Raw genomic sequence first — 17,352 nt, forward strand, 5'->3', positions numbered from 1 at the left:
GCAGGGGGATGGAAGGTGCATGTTCAGGTTGAAGGTGCATCGGGCGGGATGCCCGGATGGCTCTGCCAGCACTGGAGCTTCCGTACATCGATGCAGCTGACGCGCCCGTCAGGCAGGAAAGAACCCGTGTCGCAGTCGAGGATGTGATTTCTGAAGAGCAGCGGCGCAGTGTGTTCGGAAGAGAAGTACTGCACGGGCGTATGGCCGATGATGACGCGCGGCTCACTGGCGTAGTCTTCATAGAATTCCGTGCGCAGCCAGAGCATGTCATCGACCTGCTCTTCATAAGATTGCTCGGGGTAAAAGCCGGCGTGCGTGAAGATGAAGTCCGTGCCGGCGGCTGCGAGGTGGTTGAGGGAGAGCAGGAATTCTAGTACAGCGTGGTAGCGGCCGCAGTCCGCTTCGTAAAGGCGGCGCAGTCCCCTGAAGGTGGGCTGCCCGCCGCTGCGAAGCCAGCCGTGTGAGAGGTCCATGGGCTCGCGGATGCTGTGATTCTGGAAATAGTGGAGCATCATGGCCTCATGGTTGCCGGTCAGCGCGATGATATGCGGGTGTTTCTCGGTGAGCTCCATGACGAGCTGCAGGACTTCGGCACCGTGTGTGCCGCGGTCGATATAGTCGCCGAGGAAGACGAGCAGATCGTCTTCCTGATACTGTATCTGGGGCCAGAGCGAGAGCAGACGGTGCCAGTTGCCATGGATGTCGCCGATGGCCAGCAGACGGCGGAACCGTTCCGGTGCTGGTATGAGGACGAGTCCGTCATCGTTTTGAATACGGCCGTCTTGTATGTGCTCCTGCTTTTGCCGGATTTCTTCTAAGATATTCATATGCACCAATACCTCATTCAGATCTTGTTACATGCGTAATGATACATGATTTCAAATCATATTATAGCAAAAACTGGCAGAATCATCTATCAAAGCAGAGGAAAGGAACGAAAATACGGATATGTATTTTAAGCCAGAAAAAGCTCCGTGACCGCCGCGGCATCTTTTCAGGAAGATGCCGCAGAAGTCATGGAGCTGTCCCGGTAAAACTTGCGGCTGCAGCGATGGCGAAATTCCTCGGCATCAGCCGCCGTGCGCTTTTATGTGAGCCTGGTCAGGGTGGGGATGAAGGAATCCTGCGCATCGAGGGCAGCAGATACGGTCTTGCTTTCGCTCAGCCCTGATTCGGATTTGCTGCTGCTATTTCTGTAACGTTGGCTACACAATCAGATTTCCTGAGACAAAACGGGATGAATGCTTGAAAAAAACACATATTTAGAGGATAATATTTTACAGCAGTTTAGGGTTCTTTCAGGATAAGGATTGTGATACGATGGGAAACGAGATTGAGATCCGGGTCGCGACGCCGGATGATGCCGAGGCCTTGCTGGCCGTTTATGCACCGTATGTCACGGATACGGCCATCAGCTTTGAGTGTGAGGTGCCGGCGGTTGAGGAATTCCGGCGCCGGATTGCCCATACGCTCCAGCGCTATCCGTATCTCGTCGCCCTGCGCGACGGAGCGATTGCCGGCTATGCCTATGCCGGTCCGTTCGTCGGGCGCGCGGCTTATGACTGGTCGGTCGAGACTTCCATCTATGTGGCGAGCCATGCCCGCCGCGCAGGCCTCGGACGCGCCCTCTACACGGCGCTTGAGAACATCCTGCGCGAGATGGGGGTCCGCAATCTCAATGCCTGCATCGGCTATCCGAAAAAGGAAGATGAATATCTGACGACAAACAGCGTGGACTACCATCGTCATCTCGGCTATGCCTGGGTGGGCCGTTTCCACGACAGCGGCTGCAAGTTTGGCCGCTGGTACGACATGGTTTGGATGGAGAAGATCATCGGCAATCATCCCGAGAATCCGGAACCAATTCGCCCGTTCCCGGAAGTGCGCGCCATCATCCGCGAATGTTATGGTATCGCGTGAAGCCCGTGTGTATGAAGTCAGGGACATGGAACAAGGAGTGAGAGGATTTATGAGGATAAGAGCGGAAAAAATCCTGCTGGCTTTTTTTCTGCTGGCGTTTTGCTGGCAGCTGTCTTCGGCGGATGCTTCGCCGGAAATCACGGATGAACGGGCGACACCTGCCTACTGGGTGAGCCGTCATCCGGAAGGAGAACGCGTCCTGCTCGACGAGGCCGGGGTCAAGAACGTCAATGCCGCGCTACGCCAGCACAACGAGACGCTCGTTGATCTTGCCGCCATGCCGGAGACCATCACCGGCAATGAAATCGAGCGGCGCATCGAGGCCGTACAGGCTCTTGGCGATTTTGACACGGCCAGCGTGCCTGGTCTCTACAAGAATGGTGCGGCACTCACGGCTTACAGCTATGGATTTGCGCGCAAGAACTGCAATCTTGCCTCCCTGCCGCAGGAGGAGTACCTGCGTTACGGCATCGTGACCGAGCGCGCCAACCTGCGCCTGCTGCCGGAGGCTGCCGGCTGGTTCGAATCGGCCGGTGACACGCATTACGACACGCTGCAGGCCACGGCACTCGACCCGGCGGAGCCTGTCGCCATCCTGGCGGACAGTTACGACGGCAAGTTTTTCTTTGTCGCCTCGCGCTATTACGATGGCTGGCTGGCGAAATCTTCACTGGGCCTCACGGACCGCGATACCTGGCTCGGCTATGTTCAGCCGGCTGACTTTGCTGTGGTGACGGCGAACAAGAAGCGGATTGCAGCGCCGGGCGGCCGCAGCCTGATCTTCCAGATGGGCGCGAAGATTCCCGTCAGGAGTGCAGAAAGCGGCCGCCTGCAGCTGCGCCTGCCCGGCGCAGAGGCGGGGAAATTACGCGAAGAGCTTGTCACGCTGCCGGCGGACGATACCCTGCATCATGGTTTCCTGCCCTGCACGGAGAACAATTTCATCCGCCAGGGTTTCCGCTTCCTCGGTGATGTCTACGGCTGGGGCGGACTTGATGACAGCGTCGACTGCTCGGCTTTTGTGGCCGATGTTTACCGCAGCATGGGCGTGGAGATTCCGCGCGATGCCGATCAGCAGGCCAAATCCATGCCGGATGTCACGGATCTTTCCGGCATGAGCGAAGAAGAACGCCTCGCAGCGCTTTCACGCTGCAGGCCCGGCACGCTGCTGGCGAACAACACGCACGTCATGATGTATCTCGGTGAGGATGCGGATGGCACGCCAATCGTCCTGCAGTCCATGAGCAGCTGGTTCAGCTTCGGCAGCGATTACGGCAAGCATTATCTGCGCAAGGTCATCGCGTCGACAGCGACGTTCCTGAATGCAAGTGGCAATCCGTACATCGACGGTGTGCATTATCTCGGGTCCCTGTGACCCGTCAAAAGATGGGAGTAACGAAAGTTCATGAAAAGTCCTTTGCGCTATCAGTTTTCGGAGTATGACTGCGGTCCGACGACGATGCTCAATGCAGTCAGCTACCTGTTCGAGCGCGAAGAGATTCCGCCCGAGATCATTCGCAATGTCATGCTCTACAGCCTCGACTGCTACAGCAACAAGGGGGAACCGGGCCGCGCCGGCACGAGCCGCATGGCGATGATGTTCCTCTCGAATTGGCTGGACGGGTTCGGCAGGGCGACGAACCTGCCGCTCTCGAGTCAATATCTTTCGGGCAAGGCCGTATACATCGGACAGGAGAGCCTCGTCAACGACGCCCTGCACCGCGGCGGCGCCGTCGTCGTGCGCCTTTTTTACGAAGTGGAGCATTACGCTTTGCTGACCGGCGTACAGGCTGACGGCATTCGCATGTTCGACCCCTGGTATGTGCCGGAGGAAAGCAGGGAATTCGAAGGCACGGGCATCCGCCTGACGCTGGCTGCCCCGAAATCCTACAACCGCATCGTGCCGTTTTCCTGCTTCAACCGCGAGAGCAATGAGCCCTACGCCCTGGGCCCCGTGGACGACCGCGAGGCCGTGCTGCTCTTCAACAAGCGCACGGAAAAGACGGCTCAGGATACCATCGAGTATTTTATCTGACTTGTTTTTTTGCCGTTTCTCCTTTACAAGGATGCGAAAATACGGTATAATATAATACGTTGTCGGGACGTAGCGCAGTTTGGTAGCGCGCTTCCTTGGGGTGGAAGAGGTCGTGGGTTCAAATCCCGTCGTTCCGACCATTTTTTGAGCATGAAGCTCTCTGTGAAGACAGAGGGCTTTTTTGTTGTCTTTGAGTTGTGGAGGAGAGTAGATTTTTTTGTTTTAGGCGTATATAATGGAGGTACGTATCGCTAATGGATAATGTTTTTTGATTATGGAGGGAACGTCATGGGCATGGTGCCGAAACTCAATACGATGCATTTTGATAAAGAAACGCCATTTGAGGTGGTGGCACCGTTTGAACCGATGGGCGATCAGCCCGAAGCGATTGCTGAGCTGGCGGCCGGTGTGGAAGCGGGGCAGAAGGCGCAGGTCCTGCTCGGTGCAACGGGCACGGGCAAGACGTACACGATTGCCAAGGTCATCGAGAAGGTGCAGAAGCCGACGCTCGTCATCGCGCACAACAAGACGCTGGCCGCGCAGCTCGCGAGCGAGTTCAAGGCATTCTTCCCTCATAATTATGTAGGCTATTTCGTCAGCTACTACGATTTCTATCAGCCTGAGGCCTACATCGCTTCGACGGACACGTACATCGAGAAGGACGCCTCCATCAATGACGAGATCGATGAGCTGCGTCACAGTGCGACGTGTTCGCTCTTTGAGCGCCGCGACGTCATCATCGTCGCGTCGGTTTCGTGCATCTATGGTCTGGGTTCACCGGAAAGCTACCACGAAATGGTGCTGTCGCTGCACAAGGGACAGGAGGTCGAGCGCGATGCCATTCTGCGCAAGCTCATTTCCATCCGCTATGAGCGCAATGACGTGGCGTTTGAGCGCGGCCAGTTCCGCGTGCGCGGCGACGTCATCGAGGTCTTTCCAGCCGGCTATAACAACCGTGCCGTGCGTATCGAGCTCTTTGGCGATGAAGTCGACCGCATCCTCGAGTTCGATGTTGTGACGGGAGAGGTCTATGGCGAGCGCACGCATTCGATGATCTTCCCGGCTTCGCACTACGTCACGGAAGACGAGGACCTCAAGATTGCCATGAAGGACATCGAGGCGGAGATGGAGGAACAGGTCCGGAAATTCAAGGCCGATGGCAAGCTCCTCGAAGCGCAGCGCATTGAGGAACGCACGCGCTACGATCTCGAGATGATGCAGGAGGTCGGCTACTGCTCGGGCATCGAGAACTATTCGCGTCATCTGACGCACCGCAAGGCCGGGGATGCGCCGTATACGCTGCTCGACTACTTCCCGGAAGATTTTCTGATTGTCATGGACGAGTCCCATGTGACGCTGCCGCAGCTCCATGCGATGTATGCCGGCGACCGCAGCCGCAAGGTGTCGCTTGTAGAGAACGGCTTCCGCCTGCCCTCGGCCTTTGACAACCGCCCGCTGACCTTTGAGGAGTTTGCCGCCCGCATCAATCAGATCATCTACGTGTCGGCAACGCCCGGCAAGTATGAGCTCAGCCAGGCGCAGCAGGTGGCACAGCAGATCATCCGCCCGACGGGCCTGCTGGACCCTGAGATCGAGGTGCGGCCGCTCGAAGGGCAGATTGACGATCTGCTGGCGGAAATCAGGCTACGCATCGAACGGCAGGAGCGCGTGCTCGTCACGACGCTGACGAAGAAGATGGCCGAGAACCTCACGGATTACTTCAAGGAAGTCGGTGTCAAGGTTCGTTACCTGCATTCGGATATCGCGACCATCGAGCGCGCGGAGATCATCCACGACCTGCGGGCAGGCGAATTCGATGTGCTCGTCGGCATCAACCTCCTGCGTGAGGGCCTCGACATGCCGGAGGTATCGCTGATCGCCATTCTCGATGCCGACAAGGAAGGCTTCCTGCGTTCCGATACGTCGCTCATCCAGATCATCGGCCGTGCTGCCCGCAATGCACATGGCCATGTCATCATGTACGCGGACCGCATTACGGATTCGATGCAGCGGGCCATCGACGAGACAGCCCGCCGCCGCGAGATCCAGGATGCGTACAACAAGGCCCACGGCATCACGCCGAAGACCATCGTCAAGCCCATCAAACCGCTCATTGAGACGACGCTCGTCGCCGAGACGGGGGGCAGGTACGAGGTCAAGAAGGGCAGGAAGAAGCTGACAAAGAAGGATAAGGAAAAGCTCATCAAGACGCTGACGCGCGAGATGCAGCAGGCTTCGCGGGCCCTTGAATTTGAGCGGGCGGCGGAACTCCGCGATATGATCCTGGAGCTCGACGGCAGCCTGCCCGGCGCGAAACCGAAACAATCATGACGCGTATCAGGAAACAGGTTACGATTTGGGAAAGGAAGATTCTTTTGCAATTGAGTCCAAGGCAGAAGTTGTTTTTGACGGTGTTTCTCGGCATCATGACGGCGATGGCACCGCTCTCGACGGATATGTATTTGCCGGCTTTGCCGGAACTCGGCGGGGATTTCGGGATATCGGCCTCGCTGACACAGCTGACCTTGACCATGACGATGCTCGGCATGGCCTTCGGGCAGATTTTCATGGGGCCGCTTTCCGACCGCTTTGGACGCAAGCTGCCCCTGCTGCTGGGCATGCTGGTCTTTACGGCCGCAAGTGCCGGCGCCTGCCTGTCCGAACACATCACGGCCTTCCTTGTATTCCGTTTCCTGCAGGGCTTCAGCGGCGCGAGCGGCATCGTCATCGCCCGGGCCATCGCGCGCGATGTGGCGGAAGGGCCGGAGCTCACGCGGTTCTTTGCCATCCTGATGCTCGTCAACGGACTGGCACCGATTGCAGCGCCGGTCGTCGGCGGCCAGATCCTGCGCTTCACGAGCTGGCGCGGCATCTTTGCCATCCTCGTGCTCGTTGGCATCGCCCAGTTCGTTTCCACGGCGCTCTACCGCGAGACGCTCAAGCCGGCCGAACGGCTGCACAGCATTGGCCAGTCGTTTGCCAAATTCCCGCAGCTCCTGCGCGACCGTTATTTCCTCGGTCACTGCCTGCTGCAGCTCTTTTTCTTCGGCTCATTCTTTTCGTATATCGGCGGCAGTTCGTTCGTCTTCCAGAACGTTTACCACGTTTCGGCTCAGGCCTACAGCCTGATCTTTGGCGGCATCGGCGCGGGCTTGCTCGTGGCCGGCACCGTTCCCGCGCGTTTTGCCGGACGCGTGCCCGATGAAAAGCTTTTGGAAATCTCGCTGCGGATTCCGCTGATTGGCGCGGTTTTCCTGCTTGTGGGCTTCCTGTTCGGCGCGCCCATCTGGTATACGCTGCCCGTCCTGTTCGTGACGATCGTGCCGCTTTCCATCATGGGGACGGCCAGCTTTTCGCTCGCACTTTCGCGCCAGGGCAGGAATGCTGGCTCGGCCAGTGCGCTGCTGGGCTTCAGCCAGATGATCCTGGGCGGCGTGATGATGCCGCTGACCGGCATTGCCGGCGACAGCAATCCGCTGCCGATGGCTATTTTGATGCTCGCCGGCTACCTGTTGAGCGAGCTTGTTTACCATTTGATGATCCGCCGCCATGCTGAGGCCTGAGGGCGGACATGCAGATACATGAAGGAATATGATTATGGAAAACAGCATCAGAATCAAGGGCGCGCGCGCCCATAATCTCAAGAATATCAGCCTCGAGATCCCGCGTGACAAGCTCGTTGTCATCACGGGGCTTTCGGGTTCCGGCAAGTCTTCGCTGGCCTTCGATACGATTTATGCCGAAGGACAGCGCCGCTATGTCGAATCGCTTTCGTCGTATGCGAGACAGTTCCTCGGTCAGATGGACAAGCCTGACGTTGATCAGATCGATGGCCTTTCGCCGGCCATCTCCATCGACCAGAAGACGACGAGCCACAATCCGCGTTCCACGGTCGGCACGGTCACGGAAATCTACGATTATCTGCGCCTCTTGTTCGCAAGGGCCGGCCGCCCGCACTGCCCCAAATGCGGCAAGCCCATCACGCAGCAGACGATCGATCAGATGATTGATCAGATTAAGGAACTGCCGGAACGCACGAAGCTGCTCATCATGGCGCAGGTCGTGCGTGGCAAGAAGGGCGAGCACAAGAAGATCCTGGCGCATATCCGCCATGAAGGCTATGTGCGCGTGCGCATCGATGGCGAAGTCATGGACGTCGGCGAGGATATCCAGCTCGAAAAGAACAAGAAGCACACGATTGAAGTCGTCATCGACCGTCTCGTCGTGCGCGAGGGCATGGAAACGCGCCTCGCTGATTCGCTGGAGACGGCGCTGAAGCTTGGCGATGGCGTGGCCTATGTGCAGATCGTCGATGGCGAACTCCTGATGTTCAGCGAGAATTTTGCCTGTGTCGACTGCGGCATCAGCCTGCCCGAGATCACGCCGCGCATGTTCTCCTTCAACAATCCGTACGGCGCCTGCCCGGTCTGCATGGGACTCGGCAGCCATATGGAATTTGACGAGGAGCTCGTCCTGCCGGATCCGGAGCTCAGCGTGGGCGGCGGCGTCTTTGCACCGCTCTCGAAGAACCTGCATTCCTATGCGATGTGCGTGATGAAGGCGCTGCTCGAGTCACGCGGCTACACGCTGGAGACACCCTGGAACGAGATTGACAAGAAGACGCAGGAGGTCCTGCTGCATGGCTCTGGCGATGAACGCTACAAATTCCATTACGTGAATATGTTTGGGGAGAACAAGGAGTATTTCGTCCCGTTTGAAGGCGTCATGCCCCTGCTCTCGCGCCGCTATCAGGAGACGGACTCCGATGAGATGCGCGAGTCCTACGAAAACTACATGACGGAGATCCCCTGCAAGGCCTGCCACGGTGCGCGCCTCAAGCCGGAGACGCTTTCCGTCACGGTGGGCGGCAGGAACATCTATGAAGTCACGACCATGACCATTCGTCAGGCCGATGCCTTCTTTGATAACCTGGAACTCACGGCACGCGAACAGAAAATCGCCAGTCAGATCCTCAAGGAAATCCATGCGCGCCTGAGCTTCCTGCTGAATGTCGGCCTCGACTACCTGACGCTCTCGCGCTCGGCTGGCACGCTCTCGGGCGGCGAGGCCCAGCGCATCCGTCTGGCCACGCAGATTGGCTCGGGCCTGCAGGGCGTTCTCTATGTCCTCGATGAGCCGAGCATCGGTCTTCATCAGCGCGACAACAACCGGCTGCTCGCGACGCTCAAGCATCTGCGCGATCTCGGCAATACGCTGATCGTCGTCGAGCACGATGAGGATACGATGTACGCGGCAGACCACATCGTCGACATCGGTCCGGGTGCCGGTGCGCACGGCGGCCAAGTCGTGGCACAGGGCACCGTCGAGGATATCATGAAGGTGCCCGAGTCCATTACGGGGCAGTATCTCTCGCGCCGGAAATTCATTCCCGTACCGGCCAAGCGCCGCCCGGGCAATGGAAAGTTCATCGAGGTCGTCGGCGCGGCGGAGAACAACCTCAAGAACTTGACGGTGAAATTCCCGCTCGGCACACTGACCCTCGTGACCGGCGTATCGGGCTCGGGCAAGTCGACGCTCGTCAACGAGATCCTCTACAAGGGCATAGCCTCGCGCCTCTACCACGCGAAGGGCAAGCCAGGCAAACACAAGAAAATCAAGGGCCTCGAGAACATCGACAAGATCATCGACATCGATCAGCAGCCCATCGGCCGCACGCCGCGCTCGAATCCGGCGACGTACACGGGCGTCTTCGATGCCATCCGTGAGCTTTTCAGCCAGACGAGCGAGGCGCGCATGCGCGGCTACAAGGCCGGACGCTTCAGCTTCAACGTCAAGGGCGGCCGCTGCGAAGCCTGCAAGGGCGACGGCATCCTGAAAATCGAGATGCACTTCCTGCCCGATGTCTACGTCCCCTGCGAGGTCTGCAAGGGCGCGCGCTACAACCGCGAGACGCTCGAAGTGCGCTATAAAGGAAAGAATATCTCGGAAGTGCTCGATATGACCATCGACGAGGCTGTGGACTTCTTTGCCAATGTGCCGCGCATTGCGCGCAAGCTCAAGATTATCCAGGATGTCGGCCTCGGCTACATCAAGCTCGGTCAGCCGGCCACGACGCTCTCGGGCGGCGAAGCCCAGCGCGTCAAGCTGGCGACGGAGCTCTCGCGCCGCTCGACGGGCAAGACGCTCTACATCCTCGATGAGCCGACGACGGGACTCCATACGGCGGATATCCACAAACTCCTCGACATCCTGCAGCGCCTCGTCGACGGCGGCGATACGGTCGTCGTCATCGAGCACAACCTCGACGTCATCAAGACGGCGGACTACATCATTGACCTCGGCCCCGAGGGCGGTGACCAGGGCGGCACCATCGTGGCGACGGGACGCCCCGAGGACATCGTCAAGGTTCCTGCGTCGTATACCGGGAAGTTCCTGCAGCCGCTTCTTCAGGAACGGAATGGCTGAATGGCGCCGGCACGAATCGCCTGCTGGACGGTACTTGACAAAGGCAAATAATCGTTCATAATAAAAGAAAAACAAGAGTTTTGGAGGTGTGTATGATGGATCTTTTGAAATCGCTTTTGGCGGCCTTTGCTGCCATCGGTGTGGCGGTGGGGGGCTCGCTCTTCATGCTGGCCATCGCTGTCATCGTCATCTGTCTGATCCTGACCGGTTTTGGCGCGATGCTGGGACTTTCTGTCGCGATCCTCTGGTTCATCATTCAGCTGGGACTGGCTTATATCGTGGGCAGTATCATTCATTTCGTTGCCGAAAAGATACTGGCCTGGCTCTACGATACGACGCAGGTCAGCTTCCTGGCATATCCGTATCAGCGCCATCGCGTGTCACTGGCCGTAGCCGTCATCGGTGTTCTCTGGATCTGGTTTGGCTGAACACAGGCAGGGCAGGATGCCATCGTGGGAAGATTGTATCATCCCACGATGGCATTTTTTTCATCTCAATCCTGTATCATGATCATGCAGAAAAGGCATGAGCGATTTTCCGTTTCGTAATTGACTATTCCCTGTCGTTGACCTAATATATGATATATATTTTCATTTCCCCTGTGTCTCGAGACGCCAGAGGAAGAATCTCTGGAATGAGGTGTGTGTTTTCATGGAAGTCTCGTTCATACAAATTGCCATCATCTGTGCAACGATTGCCGTGGTCCTCGGCTTCGGCATCCGCGCCGCGCGCTCCGTCCATTCGACGAAGGGCTTCAGCGTCGGCGGACGTTCGGCCGGCGTGCCGCTCGTCGCGGGCGGCATCGCAGGTACCTGTGTCGGCGGTGGCGCCACCGTCGGCACGGCACAGCTGGCCGCGACGACCGGCCTTTCGGCCTGGTGGTTCACGATCGGTTCGGGCGTCGGCCTCATCATCATGGGGCTCTTCTATGCCAAGCCCCTGCGGCGCACGGCATTGGAAACGATTCCGCAGTTCCTGGCTCAGAATTTCGGCCTGACCTGCGGCGTGTTCTCGAGCATCGTCTCGTCCATCGGCATCCTGTTCAGTGCTGTGGCCAGCTGCCTGCCGGCCATCTACATCATTTCGGTCCTGTTCGGCATTTCCTTTGTGCCGGCGACCATTCTGCTCGTACTGGCCGTCGCGGCCTATGCGTTTTTCGGCGGCATGAAGAGTGCCGGCGTCGGCGGTATCCTCAAGATGATCGTCATCTGGGTCACGATGGCCATTGCCGGTTTCATGGCCGGCCATGCAGTGCTGACGGATCCTGCCGTCTCGTCTGCCCTGCCTGCCGGCACGTTCAATCTGTTCCACGGGGACATCAGCCATATCCTGGCCAACTTTGCCTCGGTCGTCATCGGCATGCTCTGTACGCAGTCGTATATCCAGGCAATCTTTTCGGCCTCGAACCCGCGCACGGCTTCGGTGGCCGCGTTCACGGCGGCGCTCATCAGCCTGCCGGTCGGCCTGCCCTGCGCGATGGTCGGCATCTACATGGGCGCCGTTCACCCGGAGGTCACGCCAATCCTTTCGCTGCCCGTATACCTCCTGATGGAACAGCCGACGCTGCTCGGCGGCATTGCGATGGGCGGCATCATGCTCTCGCTGATCGGCTCGATCGCCGGCCTTTCGCTGGGCATCGGCACGATGCTCTCACGCGATATCTTCCACCGTGCCCGCGTCACGCTGCGCGCCCGCAAAATCCATAAACTGGCCGAGAATCCCGAGCAGCAGGAGATCGACATCACGGAGATTCCCACGGTCAATCATCCGTACCATCTCTCAGAGCTTGCGGTCACGCGGCTCATCGTGCTGCTGACGATCGCACTGGCGGCGTTCATCGCCCTGCTCAACGAGGGCTCGCAGGTCCTGTTCTGGAATTACCTCTCGATGGCGCTTCGGAGCGGCGGCATCTTCCTGCCGCTGAGTTTTGCGATTTTCGCCTCGGGCACGATCACGAATCTCAGCGCCACGCTCTCGATGGCGTGTTCCACCGCCGCCGCACTGCTCGTCGTTTTCCTCGGTGCCGCCGGCAATCCGCTGTTTTTCGGCCTGGCCGTCAGCGCGCTGTTCCTTGTGCCGTGCTATCTGCGCCACCGGTAAGAGCATATGTTTGTTTTGTGCATTACCGGGGTGACCATACAGCAGGATTTTTCCTTCGGGCGTGGAATATTAAAATAGAATAAAGACGTTTGGCATCCCTGCTGTCTTTGGCGGCAGGGATGTTTGATACTTGGCATAGGGGGCAGCTTCATGGAATCCAATTTTTTATTTCTGCTCGAACGGTTTCCCGTGCTGGCGCGCTTCGGGCAGCAGGCTGAGCGTTACTGGCAGTCGGACGCCAACGCGTGTCTCATGAAGCTGGGCATGATCGGGGAAACCATCGTCCAGCTCATCTACGACATCGATGTCATCGAGCATCCGGTGCCGGATGACGCCGTACACCGCATCCGCCGTCTTGAGCGCGAGGGCTACATCGCGCCGGATATTGCCGCCATTCTTCACACGCTGCGCAAGAAGCGCAACCTTGCCGTTCACGAAAGCTATGAATCGATCGAGGACTGCAGGCTCCTGCTGCCGCTTGCCTATACGCTTACCGAATGGTTTTACGAGACGTATGGCGATTACCGCTATGAGCATCGCGACTTCGTGTCGCCGGAGGTCATGGAAGCGCGCGAATCCGCTGCCGAGCGCCGGAGGGAAGCGGCCCATGATGAAGAAGTGGCGGTAAAGGCCATTGAGACGGCAAAGGCCGAACGCCTGACGCGCGCCAAACGCCAGCAGCGTGCCGGCCTCGCCGCCCTGCACCGTCACAAGAGCGAAGCGGAGACGCGTATGGCCATCGATGAACAGCTGCGCCGCGTGGGCTGGGAGGCCGACACGCAAAAGCTGCGCCACAGCAGGGGCACGCGCCCGCAGAAGGGCAGGAACATGGCCATTGCGGAGTGGCCGACCAGCACGGGACCCGTTGACTACGCCCTGTTCTGCGGGGAGAAGATGGTTGCCGTCGTCGAGGCCAAGGCGGCGTACAAGGACGTCGCTTCTGTGCTCGACGGGCAGGGCAGGCGCTACGCCGTTGTCGCAGAAGAGCAGGCTCCTTACGCCGCCGGCCGGTGGGGGGACTATCAGGTCCCCTTCACCTTCGCGACGAACGGCCGCCCCTACATCGAACAGTACAAGGAGAAATCTGGCATCTGGTTCCAGGATCTGCGCGACCCGATGAACATCCCGCACGCCCTGCGCGGCTGGATGTCGCCCGACGGCATCCTGGCACTCCTGCAGCAGGACAAGGCAGCGGGGGAGAAGCGTCTCGCCGCCGAGCCCTACGATGAGCTGCGTGACCCGCAGGGCTTGAGCCTCAGGGACTATCAGGTCAGAGCCGTCGAAGCCGTTGAGCAGGCCCTCTCTGACGGCCAGAACTCGATGCTGCTCGCGATGGCGACCGGTACGGGCAAGACGCGCCTGATTCTCGCGCTTATCTACCGCTTCCTCAAGACCGGCCGTTTCCGCCGCATCCTCTTCCTCGTCGACCGCAATGTCCTCGGCGCGCAGGCAGAGGATACCTTCCGCGAAGTCAAGCTCGCCGAGCTCCAGACGCTCACGCAGATCTACAATGTCCAGGGCATTGCCGACGATGCCGTCGTCGAACGCGAGACGAGCGTGCAGGTCGCGACGGTTCAGAGCCTCGTGCGCCGCATCCTCTATCACGAGGGCGAGGCGATGCCGGCCGTCACGGACTTCGACCTCGTGATTATCGATGAAGCGCACCGCGGCTACATCCTCGACCGCGACATGAGCGAGGACGAGGTGCTCTATCGCGACCAGCGCGACTATCTGAGCAAATACCGCAATGTCGTCGAGTACTTCGATGCCGTGAAGATCGCGCTGACGGCGACGCCCGCGCTGCATACGACGCAGATTTTCGGCACGCCGGTTTTCACGTATTCCTACCGTGAGGCCGTCGTCGACGGCTACCTCGTCGACCACAATGCACCCATCCACATCGAGACGGAGCTTTCCACCAGGGGCATCCACTACGAGCAGGGCGAGCAGGTCGTGATGCTCGACCCCGAGACGGGCGAACTCCTCAATGGCGCGCAGCTGGCGGACGAGCTCGACTTCGATGTCGACGACTTCAACCGTACGGTCATCACGGAGAATTTCAACCGCGCCGTGCTGAAGGAGATTGCCGACCGTTTCGACCCGGCCGAACGCTCACAGGGGAAAATGCTCATTTTCGCCGCCAACGACCAGCACGCCGACCTCATCGTGCGCCTGCTGCGTGAAATCTATGAGGGCATCGTGCCCGCGTGTGCCATCAGCAAGATCACGGGCACCATCGAGAACGGGAATCAGAAAAAGATACGCGAAGCCGTGCTGCACTTCAAGAATGAGCAGTATCCGAGCATCGTCGTGACGGTAGACCTGCTCTCGACGGGCATCGATGTCCCGGAGATCACGACGCTCGTCTTCCTGCGCCGCGTGAAGTCCCGCATCCTCTTTGAGCAGATGCTCGGCCGTGCGACGCGCCTGTGTCCGGCCATCCACAAGGAGGCCTTTGATATCTACGACCCGGTCGGCACGTATGCTGCTCTCGAAACAGTCAGCAATATGAAGCCCGTCGCCGCCAACCCGAAGGAGACGTTTGCCAAGATGCTCGACGGGCTCGAGCAGGAAGCGCTGGCAGCTGACGGGGACGATGACCGGGCGAGACAGAAACGGCTCAGTGCCCGTCTTGACCGCTTCACGAGCCGCCTGCGCCGCAAGAGCAAATTGCTCGACAAGGCACAGGACAAAGAAGCGGCGGCCTCGCTGACCATTGCGGGAAAAGTGCCGGCCTCGCTGACGGATTTCATCAACCAGGTGCACGCACTGCCCAGTGAGCAGGCGCGTACCGTCCTGCTCGCGAACCGCGAGTCCGTTACGAATCTGGAAGCCATTTACCGCACGCGCAGGGGCATTGTCATCGACAGCCACGAAGACCGTGTCATCAGCGTCCGCTCCGGCTACGGCGAAGGGGAGACGCGGCCGGAGGACTACATCGAATCCTTCACCGCATGGGTCCGCGAGAACCGCGACAAGGTCGAGGCGCTCAGGATCATCTGCACGCGGCCGCAGGACCTCACGATGCAGGAACTCAAGAGCCTGCGCAAGCAGCTCAGCGAGCTGCATTTCACCGAGCGCCAGCTGTCGGAGGCTATGGCGGGCGGTGATGGGGCAGCCGTCACGGCCGATATCATCAGCCTCATACGACGCGCGACCATCGGCACGCCGCTCAAGAGCCACGCGGAGCGCATTCACGATGCCGTCAGCCGGCTGATCGATGAACTGCGCCGGCAGAATCAACTCACCAAGCCGCAGGAAAATGTTCTGCGCAAGATCGAGAAATACTTCCTGGCCGATGAGAATTACGTCATCGGCATGCAGATGTTCAGCGAAGACCGCCGCTTCAAGATGGAGGGCGGTCTGCCGCGCCACGATAAAATCTTCCATGGTCATCTGGCGGAAGTCATCGACAAACTCAACAATTATCTCTATGACGATGGAGGAAAATCGGCATGACCACACAAGAAATCGTAGCGAAACTCTGGAACCTCTGCAACGTCCTGCGCGATGACGGCATCACTTATCATCAGTACGTGACCGAGCTGACCTATATCCTCTTCCTCAAGATGGCAAAGGAGACGGGCGCCGAGGACACGATACCCGAAGACTGCCGCTGGGATGCCCTCCGGGTCCTGAAGGGGCTCGAACTCAAGAACCGTTACAAGACCGTACTCGACAAGCTCGGTACGGAAACGCAGGGCCGCGTGCGCGAAATCTACGCCGGAGCCGCGACGAACATCGACGAGCCGAAGAACCTCGAGAAGATCATCGCGAGCATCGACGAACTTGACTGGTTCTCCGCGAAGGAAGAAGGGCTCGGCAGCCTCTACGAGGGCCTGCTCGAGAAGAATGCCAACGAGAAGAAATCCGGCGCGGGCCAGTACTTCACGCCGCGCGTGCTCATCGATGTCATGACGCAGCTCGTGAAGCCGCAGCCTGGCGAGCTTTGCAACGACCCCGCCTGTGGCACGTTCGGCTTCATGATCGCCGCCGCGCAGTACGTCAAGTCTCAGACGGATGACTACGCCGACCTCACGGCAGATATGGCGGACTTTGAGATAAAGGAGGCCTTCTCCGGCTGTGAGCTCGTTCACGACACGCACCGCCTCGCGCTCATGAATGCCATGCTGCACGGCATCGAAGGACCAATCTTCCTTGGCGACACGCTTTCCAACTTCGGCAAGCGGTTCAAGGATTACGATGTCGTGCTGACGAATCCGCCGTTTGGCACGAAGAAGGGCGGCGAGCGCGCGACGCGCGACGATTTCACCTATACGACGAGCAACAAGCAGCTCAACTTCCTCCAGCACATCTATCGCAGCCTCAAGCCCGACGGCAAGGCGCGCGCCGCCGTCGTCCTGCCCGACAATGTGCTGTTCGCGGACGGCGATGGCCAGGCGATCCGCCGCGACCTCATGGAGAAATGCGACCTGTACACCATCCTGCGCCTGCCGACGGGCATCTTCTACGCCCAGGGAGTCAAGACGAACGTGCTCTTCTTCACGCGCGGCGCAGCCGACCAGGGCAATACCAAAGAAGTCTGGTTCTACGATCTGCGCACGAACATGCCGTCCTTCGGCAAGACGCACCCGCTGCGCAAAGAGGACTTCGCCGACTTCGTCAAGGCGTATGAGGCGGACGACCGCCGCAGCATCGCCGACGAGCGCTGGCACTGTTATACGCGCGAGGAGATTGCCGCGAAGGACGACAGCCTCGACCTCGGCCTCATCAAGGACGACTCCATCATCGACTACGAAGATCTGCCCGATCCCGTCGAGGGCGCCGAGAGTGCCATCGCGAGTCTCAAGGACGCCGTGCAGCTCCTGCAGGAAGTCGCTGATGAACTGCGCGCGGCAAAGGAGAAGTGA

Annotated in this window: 11 protein-coding genes and 1 tRNA gene; 11 read left to right on the top strand and 1 reads right to left on the bottom strand. The window is 59.2% G+C overall.

The window, feature by feature from the left end; all coding sequences use genetic code 11:
* Nucleotides 1-23 precede the first annotated feature (23 nt).
* Nucleotides 24-827 carry a metallophosphoesterase family protein gene (locus DWZ54_RS07675; RefSeq protein WP_118475281.1) on the bottom strand — a complete coding sequence of 268 codons (804 nt, stop codon included), beginning with the start codon at nt 825-827 and terminating at the stop codon, nt 24-26.
* Nucleotides 828-1,320: 493 nt separating this feature from the next.
* Between DWZ54_RS07675 and DWZ54_RS07680 the strand changes: the two genes are divergently transcribed.
* From DWZ54_RS07680 to DWZ54_RS07730, 11 genes are all read left to right on the top strand, one after another.
* The gene (locus DWZ54_RS07680) at nt 1,321-1,920 is read left to right on the top strand and encodes a GNAT family N-acetyltransferase (RefSeq protein ID WP_118475283.1); all 600 of its coding nucleotides are present in this window, start codon (nt 1,321-1,323) and stop codon (nt 1,918-1,920) included.
* 49 nt (nt 1,921-1,969) lie between these two features.
* On the top strand, nt 1,970-3,295 hold the full coding sequence (locus DWZ54_RS07685) for an NlpC/P60 family protein (protein ID WP_118475285.1): 1,326 nt from the start codon (nt 1,970-1,972) through the stop codon (nt 3,293-3,295).
* A gap of 30 nt (nt 3,296-3,325) precedes the next feature.
* On the top strand, nt 3,326-3,955 hold the full coding sequence (locus DWZ54_RS07690; protein WP_118475287.1) for a peptidase C39: 630 nt from the start codon (nt 3,326-3,328) through the stop codon (nt 3,953-3,955).
* 63 nt (nt 3,956-4,018) lie between these two features.
* Nucleotides 4,019-4,095 (top strand) — tRNA-Pro (locus tag DWZ54_RS07695).
* 148 nt (nt 4,096-4,243) lie between these two features.
* On the top strand, nt 4,244-6,286 hold the full coding sequence (gene uvrB / locus DWZ54_RS07700; protein WP_118475288.1) for an excinuclease ABC subunit UvrB: 2,043 nt from the start codon (nt 4,244-4,246) through the stop codon (nt 6,284-6,286).
* Nucleotides 6,287-6,330: 44 nt separating this feature from the next.
* The gene (locus DWZ54_RS07705; protein WP_199663300.1) at nt 6,331-7,518 is read left to right on the top strand and encodes a multidrug effflux MFS transporter; all 1,188 of its coding nucleotides are present in this window, start codon (nt 6,331-6,333) and stop codon (nt 7,516-7,518) included.
* Nucleotides 7,519-7,552: 34 nt separating this feature from the next.
* On the top strand, nt 7,553-10,381 hold the full coding sequence (uvrA, locus tag DWZ54_RS07710; protein ID WP_118475292.1) for an excinuclease ABC subunit UvrA: 2,829 nt from the start codon (nt 7,553-7,555) through the stop codon (nt 10,379-10,381).
* Between the two features lie 92 nt (nt 10,382-10,473).
* Nucleotides 10,474-10,809, top strand: a complete 336-nt coding sequence (locus tag DWZ54_RS07715; RefSeq protein ID WP_147369911.1) for a hypothetical protein — start codon at nt 10,474-10,476, stop codon at nt 10,807-10,809.
* A gap of 223 nt (nt 10,810-11,032) precedes the next feature.
* Nucleotides 11,033-12,481, top strand: coding sequence for a sodium:solute symporter (locus DWZ54_RS07720; RefSeq protein ID WP_118475296.1), 1,449 nt, complete (start codon nt 11,033-11,035; stop codon nt 12,479-12,481).
* A gap of 150 nt (nt 12,482-12,631) precedes the next feature.
* Nucleotides 12,632-15,940, top strand: coding sequence for a type I restriction-modification system endonuclease (hsdR, locus tag DWZ54_RS07725; protein WP_118475298.1), 3,309 nt, complete (start codon nt 12,632-12,634; stop codon nt 15,938-15,940).
* Nucleotides 15,937-17,352, top strand: coding sequence for an N-6 DNA methylase (locus DWZ54_RS07730; protein ID WP_118475300.1), 1,416 nt, complete (start codon nt 15,937-15,939; stop codon nt 17,350-17,352). The genes hsdR and DWZ54_RS07730 overlap by 4 nt, the downstream gene beginning before the upstream one ends.

This window comes from Mitsuokella sp. AF33-22 (assembly GCF_003475755.1).
Taxonomy (GTDB): domain Bacteria; phylum Bacillota; class Negativicutes; order Selenomonadales; family Selenomonadaceae; genus Mitsuokella.

What these genes read in the sequence shown, in the direction of transcription:
- DWZ54_RS07675 (WP_118475281.1), bottom strand. Translation starts at nt 827, where the DNA reads ATGAATATCTTAGAAGAAATCCGGCAAAAGCAGGAGCACATACAAGAC.
- DWZ54_RS07680 (WP_118475283.1), top strand. Translation starts at nt 1,321, where the DNA reads ATGGGAAACGAGATTGAGATCCGGGTCGCGACGCCGGATGATGCCGAG.
- DWZ54_RS07685 (WP_118475285.1), top strand. Translation starts at nt 1,970, where the DNA reads ATGAGGATAAGAGCGGAAAAAATCCTGCTGGCTTTTTTTCTGCTGGCG.
- DWZ54_RS07690 (WP_118475287.1), top strand. Translation starts at nt 3,326, where the DNA reads ATGAAAAGTCCTTTGCGCTATCAGTTTTCGGAGTATGACTGCGGTCCG.
- uvrB (WP_118475288.1), top strand. Translation starts at nt 4,244, where the DNA reads ATGGGCATGGTGCCGAAACTCAATACGATGCATTTTGATAAAGAAACG.
- uvrA (WP_118475292.1), top strand. Translation starts at nt 7,553, where the DNA reads ATGGAAAACAGCATCAGAATCAAGGGCGCGCGCGCCCATAATCTCAAG.
- DWZ54_RS07715 (WP_147369911.1), top strand. Translation starts at nt 10,474, where the DNA reads ATGATGGATCTTTTGAAATCGCTTTTGGCGGCCTTTGCTGCCATCGGT.
- DWZ54_RS07720 (WP_118475296.1), top strand. Translation starts at nt 11,033, where the DNA reads ATGGAAGTCTCGTTCATACAAATTGCCATCATCTGTGCAACGATTGCC.
- hsdR (WP_118475298.1), top strand. Translation starts at nt 12,632, where the DNA reads ATGGAATCCAATTTTTTATTTCTGCTCGAACGGTTTCCCGTGCTGGCG.
- DWZ54_RS07730 (WP_118475300.1), top strand. Translation starts at nt 15,937, where the DNA reads ATGACCACACAAGAAATCGTAGCGAAACTCTGGAACCTCTGCAACGTC.